Below are 17647 nucleotides of genomic sequence, written 5' to 3' on the forward strand. Positions count from 1 at the left end.
GCCGGCCGGGGATCGCTTCCCCGGCCGGCCGGACCTTTTTGTTGTCCGGAACGCGGCGGCAACTGTCGAAATCCCGGCCCGCTCAGGGCATGCTCTCCAGAGGTCCACAGTGCGACGGGCACGGGCGGACGGGAGACTGTCGTGGAGAGCTTCAGGTGCGCCGCCTGCGGGCGGGAGATCAAGCCCGCCGCCGTCTGCCCGCACTGCGGCGCCGAGCAGCCACAGTGGGCCGAGCACCTGGCCGACATCGAGCGCTCGATCGCCGAGATGAAGGCCCGTGACGCCGAGATCGCCCGCGAGCAGCGGCAGATCGCCGCCAAGATGCAGGCCGCCCTCTTCCAGCGCGACATCCTGGCGCACGCCGGTGAGGAGCGGATCAAGCAGGCCACCCGGCCGCGCAAGGTGCTGCGCCGCCGGCCGGGACGCCGCCCGCCCACCGCCGCCACCGGCGCCCCGCCCCGGGTGCCGCGGCAGGGCACCCCGCCGCCCGCCCCGGACGACCTGCCCCCGTCGCCGCCGCGCGGCCGCCCCCAGTGGCTCGACGTGGACGACCCGGAGCACCCGCCGGAGGCGTCCTCGCGCGAGGTGCAGAACATCCCCCTCGGGCTGGGCGCGCTGCTGCTCGGCGTCGCGGCGGTGGTCTTCGCCGCCGTCGCCACCAGCTCGATGGACGCGCTGGCCCGGCTCGGCGTGCTGCTGGTCGCCACCGTGCTGATGCTGCTCGCCCCGCCGGTGCTGGCCCGCCGCGGCCTCACCTCGACCGCCGAGACCATCGCCGCGGTCGGGTTGCTGCTGGTGCCGCTGGCCGGGTACGCGGTCTGGGCCGTCGACCGGATCGGCGGCGGCACCTCGGGCGCCGCGTTCGCCGGATCGATCTTCCTGGTCACCACCGTGGTCGCGGTCGGCTACGCGTACGGCACCGGGCTGCGCGCCCCCCGCTTCGCCACCGTGCTGGCCGCCCAGCCGGTGCTGCCGCTGCTGGCGTACGAGCGGATCACCGGGCCGGCCGGCTGGGCCCTGGTGCTCACCGTGGTGGCGGTGCTGGACCTGGCGCTGGCCCGGTCCGCGGTGGTGCGGGAGCGGCCGGTCCGGTCGGACCTGCCCACCGCCCCGCCGAGGGCTCCGGTTCCGCCCCGGCAGCGCGCCGACGACGACCGGCCCGAGTCCGCGCCGGAGGAGTCCGCCGAGGTGCTCGGCGGCGAGCCGCCGGCCGGTCCGGACACCGTCGCGGCGACCCGACCGGTGCCGTGGCTGCGGGAGCTGACCTGGTTGCTGCACGGCGCGGCGGTCGCGGTGGCCCTCGCGTACGCGGTCACCGCCCTGCTGCGGTCCGCCACCGTGCCGGGCGCCGCGGCCGCCGGCACGGTGCTGCTGCTGGCCGCGCTCACCGCGCTGGCCGGCACGCTGGTGCTGCGCCGGCCGCCGCTGCCCGACGTGGGCGCCGGCATCGTCACCCTGGCGGTGATCGGCGCGCTCGGCCGGGTCGCCTCGGTGGCGCTGCCCGGCCGGTCCCTGCTGCTGATCGCCGCGGTCATCGCGCTCACCGGGCTCGCCGTGCGGGCCATGCCGGAGGCGGCCCGCCGGGGTCCACAGCTCGCCTCCGCGGTGGCGCTCACGGTCAGCGGCCTGGTGGTCGCCGGCGGCGCGCTGCGGGCCGGGCTGGCCCCGGTCCGGGCGGCGCTGCCGGCCTGGTCCGCCGACCTGAGCGGATGGCACGCCGAGCTGGCCCGGGCGGTCGGCCCGACCGGCTGGCAGCTCGCCGCCGCCGCGCTGCTGCTCACCGTCGCCGCCGTGGTCGCGCTGCCGGTCGAGATCCGACGCGAGTTCGCGGTGGTCGGCGCGGCGCTCACCGCGCTCGCCGTGCCGGCCTCGCTCGGCCTGGGCTGGGCGGCGGCCTGCTGGCCGATGCTGCTGACCGCGGTCGCCGTCGGGGTGCTCGGGCTCACCGCCGGCACCGAACGCGCCGCCGTGGTGCACGCGGTGACCGCCGCCGTGCTGGGGTTGACCGGGGCCGGGGCGGCGCTCGCCCGCCCCGCGCTCACCGCCGCCGCGCTGACCCTGCTCTTCCTGGCCGGGGCGCTGGTCTCGCTCGCGCCCCGGGTCCGCATCGCCGCCGCCGCGACGGATCCGGTCTGCGCCTGGGCCGCCGGCGGCGCGGCGTTCGCCCTGCCCGGCGCGGTGGCCGCGTTCGTCGCCGCCACCGTGCCGACGCCACCGTCGCCCACCCCCGCCAACCTGCGCGAGATCACCGTCCCGATCCTGGCCGCGAGCTTCCTCGCCGTCTGCGTGACGCTCGCCTACGCCGCCCTGGTGCAGGTGGCGCAGCGGCAGCTCAGCATGCCGCACGCGCTCGGCACGGTGCTCGGCGCGGTGACCGTCGCCGCCGCCGGCTTCGGCGCGCCCGGCGCCACCTCGGCGGACGCCTGGGTGGGTGGCCTGCTGCTGATCAGCGCCGCGCTGTTGGCGCTGGCCCCACGGATCGACGCCGGACGCCGGGCCGACATGTCGCTGGACGGGTCGGACCTGGCCCTCGCCGCCACCACGGTGGCGCTGGTCGCCACGCTGGCGCGGATCGCCGCGGTGCTCGCGCCCGGCGGGCAGCTCGCGGTGGCGGCCGCGTTGGTGCTGGTGGTGGCGGTGGCGGCCCGGGCGCTGCCGGAGGAGTGGCGACGCGGGCCGATCCTCGGCATCGCGGCCGGCGGCACGCTGATCGGTCTCATCGCCGCCTGGAGCGTGCTGCGCGGCGGCGTGGGCGTGCTGGCCACCCCCGGGCCGATCTGGGCGGGTGACCTGAGCGGGTGGCCGGCCGCGCCCACCGGCGGGGCGACCTGGCAGGCGCCGGTGGCGCTGGCGCTGCTGGGGATGACCGCCGCCGTGCTGCTGCCGCCACCGTGGAAGTACGACGTCTCGGGCGTGGCCGCGGTGCTCGCCACCGTGGGCGCGCCGGCCGCGTTCGACCTGCCCTGGTGGTCGCCGGTGCTGGTCGGCGCGATGGTGGCCACGGTCTACGGGATGGCGGCGGTGGCCGCGGCGGACCCGCGGGCCGCGCTGTCCCGGGCCACCGTGGCCGGGGTGGTGGCGCTGCACGCCGCCGGCGCCGGCCTGGTCCGGCCCTGGACCACGGCGTTGGCGCTGGGCAGCATCGCCCTGATCGGCGTGACCGTGGCGGCCCTGGCCCGGTCGTTCGCGCCGGCCCTGGTGGACGACGTACGCGCCGAGGGCATGCCGCCGCACCTGGTGCAGGTGGGCGGCGCGGCCGCCGGGGCGGCCCTGCTCGCCCTGCCTGGCGCGGTGGCCGCCCTGTCCGTCGAGTTCGGCCGTCCGGCGCAGGTGGTGCTCACGGCCGCGCTGGCCGCCGCCAGCATCGGCCTGGCGGTGATCGCGGCGGTCCGCCGGCAGGTGCCGCAGTACCTTCCGTACGCCAGCGTGGCCGTCGTCGGCGCGGCCACCGTCACCGCCGCCGCCGCCCTCGTCGTCCACCTGCCCGCCGGCGTGTTCGCCGCCGCCGCGGCGCTGCTCGGCGTGCTCGCCGAGCTGATCCGGGCGGCCACCGTCCCGCCGGCCGACTCGGCCCGGCCGGTGCGCCGCTGGTCGGTGCTGTTGAACGGGGCGCTGCGCCGGGACGACGCCACCGAGCTGCGGTGGCGGGTCAGCCCGGCCGCCGGGGCGCTGGCCGCGGCGGCGCTGCCCACCGCGCTGGCGCTGGTCACCCTGGCGCCGCCGCTGGTGGTGGCGTTGTTCTCGACGTTCGTGGTGCTGGGACGGGTGTGGCAGGGGCCGCCGCCGGAGCTGCTCACCCCGCCGCCGGACGCGGTGGACCCCACGCACGTGCTCACCGCGCTGCTGTTGACCGCGACCGCGGCGCTGGCCGCGACCGGGTTCAGCGGCGGCCGCCGGTCCCGGGCGGTGCCGGTGGTCCTGCCCGGTGCGGCGCTCACGCTGCTGATCACGCCGGTGGCACTGGGTCAGGGCTGGCCGATCACCGCGCAGGCGGGGCTGGTCGTGTTCACCATCTCGATGCTGGGGCTGGCGCTGACCCCGCCGCCGGCGCTGGCCGAGCCGGGCCGCTCGATCCGGGTGGCCCGGGTGCTGGTCTTCGTCATCGGGTTGGCCGCCGGCGGGGCGGGGCTGGCCGGCGCGCTGGCCACCCGGGAGCTGACCCTGATCACGCTGGGCAGCGCGGTCGCCGTGGGCCTGGTCGCGGCGTTCTTCGGCACCACCCAGCGGGCCCGCATCCTGGGCTGGCTGTTCGCCTCGGTGATGGCCCAGCTCTTCGTGCTCACGCTCGGCCTGGTGGCCGGGCTCGCCGCGGTCTGGTCGGCGTTCGGGGTGCTCGCGGTCGGCGCCGCGTTGCAGGTCTTCGCCGCCACCCTGCCCCGGCTGCGTCGGCCCGAGGCGTACCGGGAGGCGGCCACCGTCGAGTGGAGCGGTTACGGCGCGGCGCTGATCGCGCTGGCCCTGGCGTACGACTCGCCCCGGCACATCGCCGCGCTGCTGGCCGCCTGGGGCGCGGTGCTCGGCATCGCGGCCAGCCGTCCGGGGCGGCGTCCGATGGAGCGGAACCTGCTGTTCTGGGCGGTGGTGGCCTGCGAGATCAGCGCGTGGTGGATCCTGATGCGGGTGTCCGACGTGGCGCTGCCCGAGGCGTACACGCTGCCGTTCGCGGCGCTGGCCCTGCTGGTCGGGGTGCTGCAACTGCGCCACCGGCCGGACATGTCGAGCTGGGTGGCGTACGGGCCGGCGCTGGTGACCGCGTTCCTGCCGTCGCTGGCGATCGTGGTGGCGACCGACTCCAGCATGCTGCGGCAGGTGTTGCTGCTGCTCGGTGCCGTGGCGGTGCTGATCTTCGGCTCGACCAGCCGGCAGCAGGCGCCGGTGATCGTCGGCGCGACGGTCACCGCGATCGCCGCGGTCCACGCGCTGTTCAGCCTCGGCCCGTGGCTGGTGCTGATCCCGGTCGGCCTCGTCCTGCTGGTGCTCGGCGCGAGCAACGAGCGCCGCCGCCGCGCCCAGGAACGCCTGCAGACGGCGCTGCGCGGGATGCGCTGAGGCGCCGGCGCCCTGGCGGCGTGCCATCCCGCCGCCAGGCCGGCACGTCGATCGGTCGCTGTCCGTAGTGTTCGGTCGATGTGGCCCGCGACCGCTCCGCCGCCTTTGCTCTGCAGCCATGGGCGCATCGGTAACCGAAAGTGACCGCGATGGGCCGGGCAGGATTCACGCATCGGTACCAAAGACCAGCCCAAGGCCGTGATGCGCCGGTGGCTGCAGAGCAAAGGCAATGACGGGCCACGACCCGATGCCGCAGCGGTGATTACTCTCCGCAATCCGACGTCCCGAACACGGAGGGTGAGCGTCAGCGCAACGAGGCGCGGAGCGCGGCTTCCTTCTCGGCGACCAGATCCTCCAGGCTCGCCTGGTAGGCGGCCATCCGGTCCCGCAACGCCGGGTCGGCGGCACCGAGGATGCGGACGGCGAGCAGCCCGGCGTTGCGGGCGTTGCCGATCGACACGGTGGCGACCGGCACCCCGGCCGGCATCTGCACGATGGACAGCAGCGAGTCCATCCCGTCCAGGTACTTGAGCGGCACCGGCACCCCGATCACCGGCAGCGGGGTGACCGACGCGACCATGCCGGGCAGGTGGGCCGCCCCGCCCGCGCCCGCGATGATCACTCGGATGCCCCGGCCGGCGGCCTCCCGGCCGTACTCGATCATCTTGAGCGGGGTGCGGTGCGCCGAGACCACGCCGACCTCGTGCGGCACGCCGAACTCGTCGAGCGCGTCGGCGGCGGCCCGCATGGTCGGCCAGTCCGAGTCGCTGCCCATGATCAGCCCGACGGTGCTCATGCCGTGCCGGCTGGGCATGCCCTCACGGCCCTCGCTCCGCTCGGTGCGTTCGCTCATGCCGTGCCGGCTGGGCATGCCCTCACGGCCCTCGCTCATGCGCGTCCCTCCTGGAGCCAGCGGGCGGCGCGCGCGGCCCGAGCCCGTACGTCGGTCAGGTCGGTGCCGAGCACCGTGACGTGCCCGATCTTGCGGCCTGGCCGCACCTGCTTGCCGTAGAGGTGGACCTTGGCGCCGGGCTCGGCGGCGAACAGGTGGTGCAGCCGCTCGTCGATCGAGATCCCGCCCGGCTCGCCACCGAGCACGTTCGCCATCACCGCGACCGGCGCGGTGAGCGAGGTGTCCCCCATCGGGTAGTCGAGCACCGCCCGCAGGTGCTGCTCGAACTGCGACGTCCGGGCACCCTCGATGGTCCAGTGCCCCGAGTTGTGCGGGCGCATCGCCAGCTCGTTGACGACCAGCCCGGCGGGCGTGTCGAACAGCTCCACCGCGAGCAGGCCGACCACGCCGAGCGCGGTGGCCAGGTCGATGGCGAGCTGCTGCGCGGCGAGCGCCTGCTCCTCGGGCAGGTCGGGCGCGGGCGCCAGCACCTCGACGCAGATGCCGTCGGACTGCACCGTCTCCACCACCGGGTACGCGGCGACCTGCCCGAACGGCGACCGGGCCACCTGCACGGCCAGCTCCCGGCGCAGCGCCACCCGCTCCTCCACCAGCAGCGGCGTGCCGCCGTCCAGCAGCGCGGCGGCCAGCTCGGCGGCCTGGTCGGCGTCGTCCACCATCCAGACGCCCCGGCCGTCGTAGCCGCCCCGGGCGGCCTTGAGCACCACCGGCCAGCCGACCTCCGCGCCGAACGCGAGCAGGTCGGCCGGCGACTCCACCGGACGCCAGGCCGGGTTCGGCGCGCCCAGCTCGCCGAGCCGCTCCCGCATCACCCGCTTGTCCTGCGCGTGCACCAGCGCCTCGGCCGGCGGGAACAGCTTCACGCCCTCGTCGGTCAAGGCCCGGACGTGCGCGTTCGGCACGTGCTCGTGATCGAAGGTGACCACGTCGCAGCCCTTCGCGAAGGTGCGCAGCGCGGTCAGGTCGGTGTGGTCGCCGTACTGGACGTCGGCGGCGACCAGCGCCGCGCCGTCGTCCGGGGCGAGCGCCAGCACGCGCAGCGACTGGCCGAGGGCGATGGCGGCCTGGTGGGTCATCCGGGCCAGCTGGCCGCCGCCCACCATGCCCACGACGGGGAGTCCGGTACGGGAGTCCATAGCGCCGCCAGCCTAGCCGGGCCGGCGACCGGCCGGACCGCGAGGGCGGCCCGTCCCACCGGCGCCGCCGGCCGCTCAGCCGAGCTGGGCGACCAGCTCGTCGACCGAGGTCACCGGCCGCTGGCAGACGAACCCCCGGCAGACGTACGCGGTGGGCCGCCCGTCGACCAGCGGCCGGTCGGCGAGCAGCGGCACGCCGGGCTGGTCCGGGGCGCCGGCGACCACCACCGCGCCGGGCGGGGCGTGCCGGTGCGCGGCGGCCACCAGCGGGTCACCGGCCGGGTCGTCGGTCACCACCGCGATCTCGTACGGGCCGGACAGCAGCGCCTCGCCGACCGTGGCGGCGTAGCCGGTGAACCGGGCGTGCCGGTCGACGATCGGCGCGACGGTCGACAGCGCCCGCTCGGCCGCCTCCCGGTAGCGCGTCTCCCCGGTCAGCGCCGCGTACGCGACGAGCCCCGCGACGATCGCCGAGCGGCCGGACGGGGTGGCGTTGTCGGTCGGGTCGGCGGGCCGGGTGACCAGGCGCTCGGCGTCGTCCGCGGTGTCGTAGAAGCCGCCGTCCGGCGCCGCGAACCGGGCCAGCGCCACGTCGAGCAGCTCGCCGGCCAGGCTCAGCCAGCGTCCCTCGCCGGTGAGCTGGTGCAGCGCGCAGAACGCCTCGGCGACGCAGCCGTAGTCCTCCAGCACCCCGGCCGGCTCGCCGACCACCCTGTCCCGGGAGACCCGGCGCAGCCGGCCGTCCACCAGGTGCACGGCGGCCAGGTGCTCGGCGGCGTCGCGCATCGCCCCGTCGGCGACGATGACCACGCCCTCCATCAGGTTCGCGTCCTCGTCGGCCGGGTCCGCGTAGAGCGCGGCGACCTGCTGGAACTCCGCGATCGCGGTGATCGCCAGCCCGTTCCAGGCGGCCACCACCTTGTCGTCGCGGGCCGGCTGGGGGCGGGTGTCCCGGGCGGCGAGCAGCCGGCCCACCACGTCACGCCAGCGGGCCCGGACCGCCGGGTCGGCGTCGTCGACGTCCCGGGCCAGCCGCAACACGCTGGCGCCCTCCTCGAAGGTGCCCTGCTCGGTGACGGTGAACAGGTCGGCGGCGAAGCGGCCGTCGGACTCCCCCAGCACCTCGACGAGCTGGGCGGGCGTCCACACGTAGGTGAGTCCCTCGACGCCCTCGGTGTCGGCGTCCAGCGCCGAGGCGAAGCCCTCGCCGGCCCGGTGCAGCTCGTCGGCGAGGAAACGCGCGGTGTCGCGGGCGACCCGCCGGGCCAGCCGGTCGCCGGTGGCCCGCCAGAGCTGGGTGTAGACCCGCAGCAGCAGCGCGTTGTCGTAGAGCATCTTCTCGAAGTGCGGCACGGTCCAGTGGCCGTCCACCGAATAGCGGGCGAAGCCGCCGGCGAGCTGGTCGTTCAGGCCGCCGCGGGCCATCGCCTCGGCGGTGTGCCGGACGATCTCCAGGCTGCGCGCCGAGCCGGTGCGGCGGTGGTGCCGCAGCAGGAAGAGCAGGTTCATGTGCGGCGGGAACTTCGGCGCGCCGCCGAAACCGCCGTTCGTCTCGTCGTACTCCTGCGCGAGCTGGGCGGCGGCGGCGTCGAGCAGCTCGGCGGTGAGCGGGGCGGTCACGCCGCCGACGGCCTGGGCCCCGCCGATCGCCTCGACCACGGCGGCGCCCTGGCGCAGCACCGCGTCGCGCTGGTCGCGCCAGGCGGCGGCGACGGAGCCGAGCAGGCGGATGAAGTTGGCGCGCGGGAAGTAGGTGCCGCAGAAGAACGGGGTGCCGTCCGGGGTGGCGAAGACCGTCATCGGCCAGCCGCCCTGGCCGGTCATCGCCTGGGTGGCGGTCATGTAGACGGCGTCGACGTCGGGGCGTTCCTCGCGGTCGACCTTGACGCAGACGAAGTCGTCGTTCATCAGCCGGGCCACGGCCTCGTTCTCGAACGACTCGTGGGCCATCACGTGGCACCAGTGGCAGGCGGCGTAGCCGACCGAGATGAGCACCGGCACGTCGCGCCGTTTCGCCTCGGCGAACGCCTCCTCGCACCAGGGCCACCAGTCGACCGGGTTGTCGGCGTGCTGGAGCAGGTAGGGCGACGTGGCCTGCGCGAGTCGGTTCACCGTCCGACCATAGCGAGCGTCTCGGGCCGACGCGGCGGGAGTGGGTCGGCCGGACCGGGACGGCAGCCCCGGTCCGGCCGACGGATCACCGGGTCAGCGTGAGCGTCGAGGTGTCCCGCACGGTGTATTCGTTCGAGTATTCGAAGTCGCGGACCGGCACCTCGGTGACCGCCTGCGCCGTGCCGCGCTCGAACCTGACGTCGGCCGGGTAGGTGGTGGCCGACCAGGGCACCGCCTGGCCCGGGACGCACGCGACCTGGATGTCGTAGCGGCCCCGCACGAGGCCCGCCTTCCTCTGCTGCTGGGTCAGGTCGCCACCCACGTCGATCGTCTCCGCCCGGGTGCAGGTGACCGTGCCGCGGATGGTGGCGACGCCCTTGCTGTTCACCGTGGCCGCCGGGTCGACGGTCAGGGTGACCTCCTGCGCCGGCACCGGCGGCGGGTTCGAGATGTGGACCTCACCGCGCAGCCCGCCGGTGGCGCCCTCGCAGCGGATCTCGAAGGTGGCGTCGAACCGCTCGACGTAGTCGAAGGGGCCCCAGGCGGCGTCGAGGACGGTGAACGACCCGGTGCTCCGCGCGCAGGACCGGTTCCAGCCGTCGTTGTAGAGACTGATGCCCGCCTGGTGGTTCTCGTAGTCCGGCTGCCCGACGTTCTGGTAGGCGTCGCCCGCCTTCAGCGCGGCCGGGGCCGTGAGCCCGAGGTACCAGGTGCCGTCGGGGTAGTTCGACGAGATCATCTGGAACTGCTGCGCGTTCCAGCCCGACGCGCTCGTCTCGTCGCCCGGAGTCGTCGTGGCCGAGCTGTAGGAGTAGGAGTTGCCGGCGGTGATCGGGTCACCCGGCTCACCGACCACGCTGAACGACCAGGTCTGCACCGGACGGGCCTGCGCCGGCGCGGAGCCGACCAGGCCGGCTGCGCCGGCGGTCAGCGCCATGGTCGCGGCGAACAGGATCCGCCGCCAGGAACGTCTCGTCATCGTCGTCCTCCCCGTGTGGACGTCCGCGGGGCACCGTCGCCCCGCACTGCCCGAAGAGTAGGGCCGATCGATCACACCCGCTGCCCCGTACCGGCACGATGTCGGCAGCTTGACGACCCGACCCGGACCATCCTTCCGCAATTCATCTTCGTTTATTTGAATCGACGCATGGCCGGCGCGCCCACCGCCGGCACGTCCGAAGGAGACGGTCCATGCGCAGAGTCCCCGCCCTGCTCGCCCTCGCCGCCCTCGCCGGCGCCGCGCTCAACCCGGGCGCCGCGTCCGCCGCGGTGCCCCCGGAGACCCGATGGTCCGCCACCACCGGCGTCGGCATCCACAACACCTACGAGCGCGGCACCTACACCTACCTCGCCCAGGCGCTCGACACCCGGCCCGCCCTGATCGAACTGGACGTCTGGCCGGACGTGCTCACCCGCCAGTGGCGGGTCAGCCACAGCAACCCGCTCGGCAACGACAACAACTGCGTGGCCGCCACCAGCGCGGCGCAGCTCTACACCGGCACCCGCAACAAGAACCTGGAGCACTGCCTGGACGACATCCGGCTCTGGCTGGGCGCGCACCCCGACGCCGGTCCGGTGGTGCTCAAGCTGGAACTCAAGACCGGCTTCAGCAGCCGCACCGGGCAGGGCCCGGCCCAGCTCGACGCGGTGCTCGCCGCGCGCCTCGGCGACCGGGTGTTCCGCCCGGCCGACCTGCTCGGCGGCCACCCCGACCTGGACGCCGCGGCCCGCGCGGACGCCTGGCCGACCCGGGCGCAGCTCGCCGGCAAGGTGCTCGTGGAGCTGATCCCCGGCACCGTCGAGGAGGGCAACCCGACCGACACGCTCTGGACCGACGTGGAGTACGCCCGTCACCTGGCCGGCCTGGCGGCGGCCGGCACCCTGGGCACCGCCCGCGCGTTCCCGGCCGTGCACCGGGCCCAGGCCGGCGACCCCCGCTCCCGGTACGCGGACACCGCCCTGCGGCAGTGGTTCGTGCTCTTCGACGGCGACGCCTCGGCGTACGTGGGTGGCGGCATCGACACCGCCTGGTACGACGCCAACCACTACCTGCTGGTGATGACCGACGCGCAGAACGTCCCGCCCGCGGTCCCCGGCGGCGACGCCGGCGCGGCGGCGGCCCGGGTCGCCGAACTGGCCCGCGCGCACGCCAGCATCGCCTCGGCCGACTGGGCCACCCTGCCGACCGTCCTCGACGACGTGCTGCCGCGCGGCTGAGCCGTTTATCAGCCCGGCTCAGCTCCCCGAATCAGGGACCGAGCCAGGGTGTTGCGCGTACGAGCCGCGACCTGGCTGATTCGCCTGTGCACCTCGACCTGCTCGTCCAATAGGTCGAGGTGTCGCACGATCATGTCCTGGCGCTCCATCGGGGGCACTGAGACGGGCAGTTTCCCGAGGACGGTCCGGTTGAGGACCGGGACAGCGGTGCCCTGCCGGTTGTGCTCAAACCACCCCTGGACCTCGGGTAGGGCGAGATAGTACGCCAGGTAGCGGGAGTTCATCTGCCGCGTGCGCAGCCGGAGCAGTCCCGTCGAGAACAGCCACCCCTCGCATTCCTCGGACACCCAGGCAACCCGACCCACTGTTCCGGTGCGAGTGATCAGCACATCGCCGAGCGACACCAGGTAGCGCGTGAGGCGCGCGGCGACCTCGCGCCGCACCCGAGCTACGCCATCGACATGAACCCGGCCATCCGCAAGAGCTCTCGGTGTGATCAGGGGATGTCCGTCCGCCCTGCGGTCCTCCGCGCCGACCACGGCGCCCGACGGGCCGGAGCGGATATCAGCCACCTCGCTCATCGGTGACACGGTCCACCCCGCCGGCACGGCTCCGAGCAGACTCATACGTCTTCCAGTCCCCTCAGTAACTCGTGCACGCGCACGTCCACGACGTTCGCCCGCTCAACCAGCCGGGTCAGATCGTCTCGCAAGGAGCTCAGTTCGCCGCCGTGGACCGCCTCCGGCGGGGACGACTCAGCCTCGATGTAGGCGGACGGTAGAAGCGAGTAGTCGCGGGCGGCGATCGTCGAAGGAGACACCGCCGCGCTCAGTCCCTCGGAAGGAGCGAAGGTACGGCCGATCCGGACATCCGACCGCCATCGGTGAACCTCCCCGACGAGTGTCCGAATCTCCCCGGGCCGAAGGGTCCGTCGACCCCGAGAGTTCACCTCACCGACCGAACGCGCATCGACGAAGAGCACATCGACCGGCTTGCCGGCCGGCTTTTGGACGAGCCAGAGGGTCACCCCGATGGCGGTCTCGGCGAAGAGACCGGGCGGCAGCGCGACCACGGCCGTGATCGCCCCCGCCTCGACCAACGCCCGCCGCGTCGCACGGTCGGACACGCCCTTTCCGAAGGCGACCACATTCGGCAGGACCAGGGCTCCCCGTCCTCCCTCGGCGAGTGACGAGATCGCCGACTGGAGGAGAACCGTCTCCTTCCGGCGAATCGGCGCGGGGCCTCCTGGGACAGCGCTGTCACGGGGTAGAACCCCGAAAGGCGGATTCGCCACGACGACATCGACGGCTTTCCTCAGCGTCACTTCTCCCTGCCGTACCTCCCCGAGGACCGTCCTGTCCGAGACGTGCATCGAGATGTTCATCCGGGCCAGTTCCACCATCAGCGACGAGGGGTGGGCGCCGTCGATCCGACTGGGCAGTGTGGGCGGCTTGCCTGCCGATCTCAGGAGTTCCACCAGCAGCTCTCCGCCTCGACAGAAAGGATCGAAGCACCACTCGTCCCCGGTCAGGGGTCCAACCATCTCGGCGATCAGTCGGGCGAGGGATCGTGGCGTGACGAACGCGTGACGAACCTCCTCCGCCAATCGATCAAAGGCGTAGTCGAACAGTGTGACGACACCGTCGGGAGATGCGCCCGGACCCGGCGAGGTCACGCCGGCCAGTTCCGCGAGGCCGGCCATTCCCCGTAGCGTGTGGTGGGCGTCCGTCACGATGTCAGCGAAGTGCTGTACCGCTCTGGCTGCCTCGGGCAATCCTGCAGCCTCGAAGGACCGCGAGAGCCTCGCTGACACGTCGGGCATTTCGAGGACATCCGGCCACAGCTCCGGCCGATTGCGCCGCACGAATATCAGCGCCAGCAGGACATGCCAAAATCCACCGTCCCGCGGGGACGCCCGGGACAGGTCGTGAAGGCGCCAGACGACATCCTCCGCCGATCCATGCCAGGCAGGCTCGTCAGCCACAACCCGTTCCGACACGCCCTTACCGGTCATCGAGGCCAGTCGAGCAGCGTAGGTCGTTCCAGGCGCCTCGTCCGGTCGGCGCCCCTTACCGGGAATACGCCTTCCCGCCAGCCACGCGATGACCTCCTCCCGACGGAAGAACTCTCCCTCGGCGGTTACCAGGGGTTTCGGGAAGTCGTTGTGTCGTCGCTGCCAGTTCGTCACGGCCGGCCGCTCCACGCCCGCGAGCCGTGCGATCTCGGCTCGCGACAACAGGTCTACCGGAGAGGTGGTCATGCGCGCCTCAGAACCAGGGTTGCGCTTGGCGCGACCGAACTGCGTCGCGCCGCGCCAGGACGAACGGAACCCGGTCCATGACCCGAATCTCCTTAGCGACCACTCCGTCGATCGCGTTCAGCAACTGGTAGAGCCTTCGGTGGTCGGCAGCGAGGTCGCGGTGGTGAATCGGCTCATGGTGCATGATCCGGTTCCGCAGCAGGCGCATGGTCTCGAGGGATTCGTGCAGGACAGCCCGGGAGCCGGATCGGGGGCGGAACGCTTGGTGCAGAGTTGGCACCCAGAGCAGCCGGTCGTACTGCGACCCCGTCCGGTTGCTCAGCAGCGACACCCAGAAGCCGAAGCTCAGTTCCGCCACCACGTCGTCCGCCGTCGGGCCCGATCGCCCGCGGCGACCGAGCCGGCGTCGGCACTTGTCCGCAGCCTCTTCCACGAGGCGGACCCCATGCTCCGTCAGTGGCGCTGCGGCCCACCAGTCTGACCTGCCGTAGCGGGCCGCGAGTTGCCCGTGCAGCGCGTTGCGCAGCACGATCTCAAGACAGTGCAGCGGGCCGTAGAAGGCCGCCGAAATCTCGACGTTCCACCAGTAGAGCGCCACCGCTTCCCGGCCGTCGTTCCCCGCAGCCTCCAGATATGGCCGCATCCGGGGTGCCGAGAACGCGCGCCTGGTCCAGTCCGGCAGGTCGGCAGACATCACGGGTGACTCCATCCGAGAAGGGTTGCGCGGGCGCGGCGGCGTGATACATTTAGCCGGTAAGCCCCGGGTCCGCCTCTGCTTTGCATGCCGCCCGGGGCACGGCTTTGTCTCGGCGCGCTTCGCCGACACTCAGTCGCTCGGCGTCGCCGCCATCCTCGCCCCAGGCAGAATGAACTTACCGCCCTCGTGTCCGGTTCAGCAAGCGTATTGTGCTACGCATTTTTTGTTAACCCCCACGGGCCGGCTCAGGAGGCGCCGTCGGCGCGCAGCGGGAAGACGTTGTCGCGGGCGGTGTCGCGCAGCGACCCGAGCACCGCGCCGATCTTGTCCGCCGGCATCGGCTTGAAGAAGTGGTAGCCCTGGGCGGCGGTGCAGCCCAGCTCCGCCAGCGCGGTGCGCTGCTCGGCCGTCTCCACCCCCTCGGCCACCACCCGCAGCCCCAGCTCGTGGGCGAGCCCGACGGTGGTCCGCACGATCGCCGCCGCCTCCGGCGAGTCGACCATCCGGATCACGAAGGAGCGGTCCACCTTCAGCTCGTCCACCGCGATCCGGGTGAGAAACGTCAACGAGGAGAAGCCGGTGCCGAAGTCGTCCACGGCGAGCTGCACGCCCATTGCCCGCAGCGTGGCCAGCACCTCGTCGATCACCTCCAGCTCGCTCATCACCACCGTCTCGGTGATCTCCAGGACCAGCCGGTGCGGCGGCACCTGGTGCCGGCGCAGCGCCTCCTCGATCTCGGCGGGCAACCGCGGGTCGAGCAGGCTGCGCGCCGACAGGTTCACCGAGATGGGCACGTCCAGCCCTTCCCGCGCCCACCCGGCGGCCACCTCCAGCGCCTTGTCCAGCACGTAGCGGGTGAAGCTGCCGAGCTGCTCGCTGTTCTCCACCGGGCGGATGAAGTCGGACGGGCCCAGCCAGCCCCGGCGCGGGTGCCGCCAGCGGATCAGCGCCTCCACCCCGGTCGGCGCGCCGGTGGCCAGGTCCACCGCCGGCTGCAACGCCAGCACGAGCTGGTCGTCGGCGGCCAGCGCCTCCCGCAGCTCCGCGAGCAACGCCAGGTGGTCGGTGCTCGCGGCATCGCGCGAGCTGTCGTACGCGGCGACGCTGCCGCCGCCCTCCTTCGCCTGGTACATCGCGATGTCGGCCCGGCGCAGCAGCTCGGTCAGGTCGGCGGTGCCCGCGTCGGCCACCACCACGCCGACCGCCACCTCGACGGACATCCGCACCCCGGCCACCTCGGTCGGGGCGGCGAGCCGCTCGGCGACCTCCCGGGCCTGGCGCAGCGCGTACGCCAGCGGGGCGGTCCGGTCCTCGACCACCGGAACCGAGGTGAGCAGCAGCGCGAACTCGTCCCCACCGAGCCGGCCGAGCAGGTCACCGGGCCGGGTCAGCACGGCCAGCCGGTGCGCGGTCAACCGCAGCAGTTGGTCGCCGGCCGCGTGCCCCAGGGTGTCGTTGACCTCCTTGAACTGGTTCACGTCCAGCAGCAGCAGGGCCACCGGGTGGTCGTGCGGGCGCTGCCGCAGCGCCTGGTCACCGCGGGCCAGCAGGGCCGCCCGGTTGAGCAGCCCGGTGAGCTGGTCGTGCACCGCCTCGTACGACGATCGGGCGGTGACCAGCCGCAGCTCGCGGTGGGTCGCGGCGTCGTGCAGGGCGGCGGCCAGCGCGTCGCCGAAGGCGGCCACGCCGTCGCGTTCGGCGTGGCCGGGCGGGGCGGACCGGGCGAACCGCACCCGCAGCCGACCCACCTCGACGGCGCCCACGGCGAGTCGCCGGACCAGGTCGTGCTCGCCCGACTCGGCGGGCGCCGCCGCCTCCACCTCGTGATCCCGCACCTGGCCGCCGAGGTCGACCCGGTAGCGGCGCCGGCGACCGTCCGCGCGCGCCACGTCCACCTCGACCAGCTCGGCCCCGAAGAGGGTGAGCGCGCCGGTCACCGCGGCGGTCGCCACCCCGCGTTCGTCGAGCTGGTTGAGCGCGGCGGTGGCCTCGGCGAAGGCCCGCCATGTGCGCCGCTCCGCGTCGGCCCGCAGCCGGTGCCGGTAGGTCTGCTGGAGCAGCCACAGCGGCGGCGGCAGGAGCAGCAGCCAGCGCGGGTCCAGCTCCAGCAGCGCGACCACGGCCAGGCCGACCGCCACGTTGCCGACGAACATCAGCAGCTTGCCGCGGAGCGCGGCGAGCAGCGGCGGCCCGATCGGGATGCCGTGCCGCAGGGCGATCGTGGCGGCGCCGAGCCAGCCGGTGGTGACCAGGTAGGTGACCGCGCCGGCGCCCAGCGCGAGCGCCAGCTCCGGGGTGGGCGCGGCCAGCAGCGGCCGGCCGAGCGCGCTGGCGACCGCACCGGCCAGCGCGGTGGCGGCGGTGAGCGAGCCGGCGATGCGGACCAGTTCCAGCACCGGGCGCCGGTCGGACACCAGCGACATCGTGGTCCAGGCGGTGCCGGCGCCGAGCAGCGCCGCGGCCGGGAGCCAGCCGGCGGGCACCAGCCAGAGGCAGACCACCAGCGCGGCCTCGCCCCAGGTGATGCTGACCATGCCGGCCGCGGTGCGGAAGCGCAGCCGGGCGAGCTGGGCCACGGCGAAGGCGACCGCGGCGAGGGCGAAGCGGGCGGGACCGGGCAGCGGGTCGTCCGCCGGCAGTTGCGCGGGGACCCCGAGACCGAGCACGGCGGCCAGCAACGCGGTGACCGCGACCGCGGCGGTCAGCAGCACGACGCTCACCGGCGTGCCGCGCAGGCCGAGCCGGTCCGGAGGACGGTCGGCCGGTTCGGTGGTCACGGCCCCGCCCCGGCGGGACGTGGATTCGGGGCACGGTCGGGGCCCGCTGCTGCCCTCGACATCGGCGTCCCCCTTCCGCGCAGGGTCCGGGGCCTGACGGTCCCCCCGGCGGAAGGCTAAGCCAAAGCCGGTGACCGCAACAGGGGTGAACGACCGGCTCGGGCGTGATTCACGCGGTGTTCAGCCGTTGCGGCGCTGCTGGGAGCCGTTGGGAGCATTCGTCGGTGAATCCTGCTCGACGGACCCGTCTGTCGGATCGACGACTGCCGCGTCGACCCGGCCCGGCTCGCCCGGGTGCGGGAAGCGGTCCGGCAGGCGGCGCAGCCGGGCGTTCATGTTGCGGATGAGCAGGACGGTGACGGTGGCCAGCGCGATGATGAGGAAGAGGCCCATCGGCCCGGCCAGACCACCCGTGCGGGTGTCACCGAAGTTGTTCTCCGCGAGCACCTGGGCGGTGGTCAGCATGGTGTTCCTCCGATGTGCGGC

Annotated in this window: 11 protein-coding genes; 2 read left to right on the forward strand and 9 right to left on the reverse strand. The window is 74.2% G+C overall.

What is annotated here, in order from left to right:
• Window positions 1-141 precede the first annotated feature (141 nt).
• Window positions 142-5049, forward strand: coding sequence for an SCO7613 C-terminal domain-containing membrane protein (locus tag H1D33_RS19680; protein ID WP_307755222.1), 4908 nt, complete (start codon window positions 142-144; stop codon window positions 5047-5049).
• Window positions 5050-5353: 304 nt separating this feature from the next.
• Here H1D33_RS19680 and purE read toward each other — a convergent pair whose 3' ends face one another.
• The 4 genes from purE to H1D33_RS19700 form a co-directional block, all read right to left on the reverse strand.
• Entirely contained in the window at window positions 5354-5845 is a 492-nt protein-coding gene (purE, locus tag H1D33_RS19685; RefSeq protein WP_181572666.1) for a 5-(carboxyamino)imidazole ribonucleotide mutase, read from the reverse strand.
• A gap of 92 nt (window positions 5846-5937) precedes the next feature.
• A complete protein-coding gene (locus H1D33_RS19690; protein ID WP_181571750.1) occupies window positions 5938-7098 on the reverse strand; it encodes a 5-(carboxyamino)imidazole ribonucleotide synthase in 1161 nt (386 codons plus the stop codon).
• A gap of 75 nt (window positions 7099-7173) precedes the next feature.
• On the reverse strand, window positions 7174-9210 hold the full coding sequence (locus tag H1D33_RS19695; RefSeq protein ID WP_181571749.1) for a thioredoxin domain-containing protein: 2037 nt from the start codon (window positions 9208-9210) through the stop codon (window positions 7174-7176).
• An 85-nt stretch (window positions 9211-9295) separates the two neighbouring features.
• Window positions 9296-10189: a hypothetical protein gene (locus H1D33_RS19700; RefSeq protein ID WP_181571748.1), complete on the reverse strand. Its 894-nt coding sequence runs from the start codon at window positions 10187-10189 to the stop codon at window positions 9296-9298.
• 212 nt (window positions 10190-10401) lie between these two features.
• Here H1D33_RS19700 and H1D33_RS19705 point away from each other — a divergent pair, with 212 nt between their 5' ends.
• Window positions 10402-11427: a phosphatidylinositol-specific phospholipase C domain-containing protein gene (locus H1D33_RS19705; protein ID WP_181571747.1), complete on the forward strand. Its 1026-nt coding sequence runs from the start codon at window positions 10402-10404 to the stop codon at window positions 11425-11427.
• An 8-nt stretch (window positions 11428-11435) separates the two neighbouring features.
• Here H1D33_RS19705 and H1D33_RS19710 read toward each other — a convergent pair whose 3' ends face one another.
• From H1D33_RS19710 to H1D33_RS19730, 5 genes are all read right to left on the reverse strand, one after another.
• Window positions 11436-12053 (reverse strand): restriction endonuclease subunit S, encoded by a 618-nt coding sequence (locus H1D33_RS19710; RefSeq protein WP_307755223.1) that lies wholly within the window; start codon window positions 12051-12053, stop codon window positions 11436-11438.
• Window positions 12050-13687, reverse strand: a complete 1638-nt coding sequence (locus H1D33_RS19715) for an N-6 DNA methylase (RefSeq protein WP_181571745.1) — start codon at window positions 13685-13687, stop codon at window positions 12050-12052. Before H1D33_RS19715 ends, H1D33_RS19710 begins: the two co-directional genes overlap by 4 nt.
• A 7-nt stretch (window positions 13688-13694) precedes the next feature.
• The gene (locus H1D33_RS19720; RefSeq protein WP_220138748.1) at window positions 13695-14396 is read right to left on the reverse strand and encodes a hypothetical protein; all 702 of its coding nucleotides are present in this window, start codon (window positions 14394-14396) and stop codon (window positions 13695-13697) included.
• Between the two features lie 233 nt (window positions 14397-14629).
• A complete protein-coding gene (locus tag H1D33_RS19725) occupies window positions 14630-17119 on the reverse strand; it encodes a putative bifunctional diguanylate cyclase/phosphodiesterase (RefSeq protein ID WP_246412180.1) in 2490 nt (829 codons plus the stop codon).
• Between the two features lie 222 nt (window positions 17120-17341).
• Window positions 17342-17626: a hypothetical protein gene (locus H1D33_RS19730; protein WP_181571743.1), complete on the reverse strand. Its 285-nt coding sequence runs from the start codon at window positions 17624-17626 to the stop codon at window positions 17342-17344.
• Window positions 17627-17647: the final 21 nt, after the last annotated feature.

This window comes from Micromonospora ferruginea, from assembly GCF_013694245.2.
Lineage (GTDB): Bacteria > Actinomycetota > Actinomycetes > Mycobacteriales > Micromonosporaceae > Micromonospora > Micromonospora robiginosa.

Excerpts from the sequence above, each read along its gene's own strand:
- purE (WP_181572666.1), bottom strand. The coding sequence starts at position 5,845 with ATGAGCACCGTCGGGCTGATCATGGGCAGCGACTCGGACTGGCCGACC.
- H1D33_RS19690 (WP_181571750.1), bottom strand. The coding sequence starts at position 7,098 with ATGGACTCCCGTACCGGACTCCCCGTCGTGGGCATGGTGGGCGGCGGC.
- H1D33_RS19700 (WP_181571748.1), bottom strand. The coding sequence starts at position 10,189 with ATGACGAGACGTTCCTGGCGGCGGATCCTGTTCGCCGCGACCATGGCG.
- H1D33_RS19705 (WP_181571747.1), top strand. The coding sequence starts at position 10,402 with ATGCGCAGAGTCCCCGCCCTGCTCGCCCTCGCCGCCCTCGCCGGCGCC.
- H1D33_RS19710 (WP_307755223.1), bottom strand. The coding sequence starts at position 12,053 with ATGAGTCTGCTCGGAGCCGTGCCGGCGGGGTGGACCGTGTCACCGATG.
- H1D33_RS19715 (WP_181571745.1), bottom strand. The coding sequence starts at position 13,687 with ATGACCACCTCTCCGGTAGACCTGTTGTCGCGAGCCGAGATCGCACGG.
- H1D33_RS19720 (WP_220138748.1), bottom strand. The coding sequence starts at position 14,396 with ATGGAGTCACCCGTGATGTCTGCCGACCTGCCGGACTGGACCAGGCGC.
- H1D33_RS19730 (WP_181571743.1), bottom strand. The coding sequence starts at position 17,626 with ATGCTGACCACCGCCCAGGTGCTCGCGGAGAACAACTTCGGTGACACC.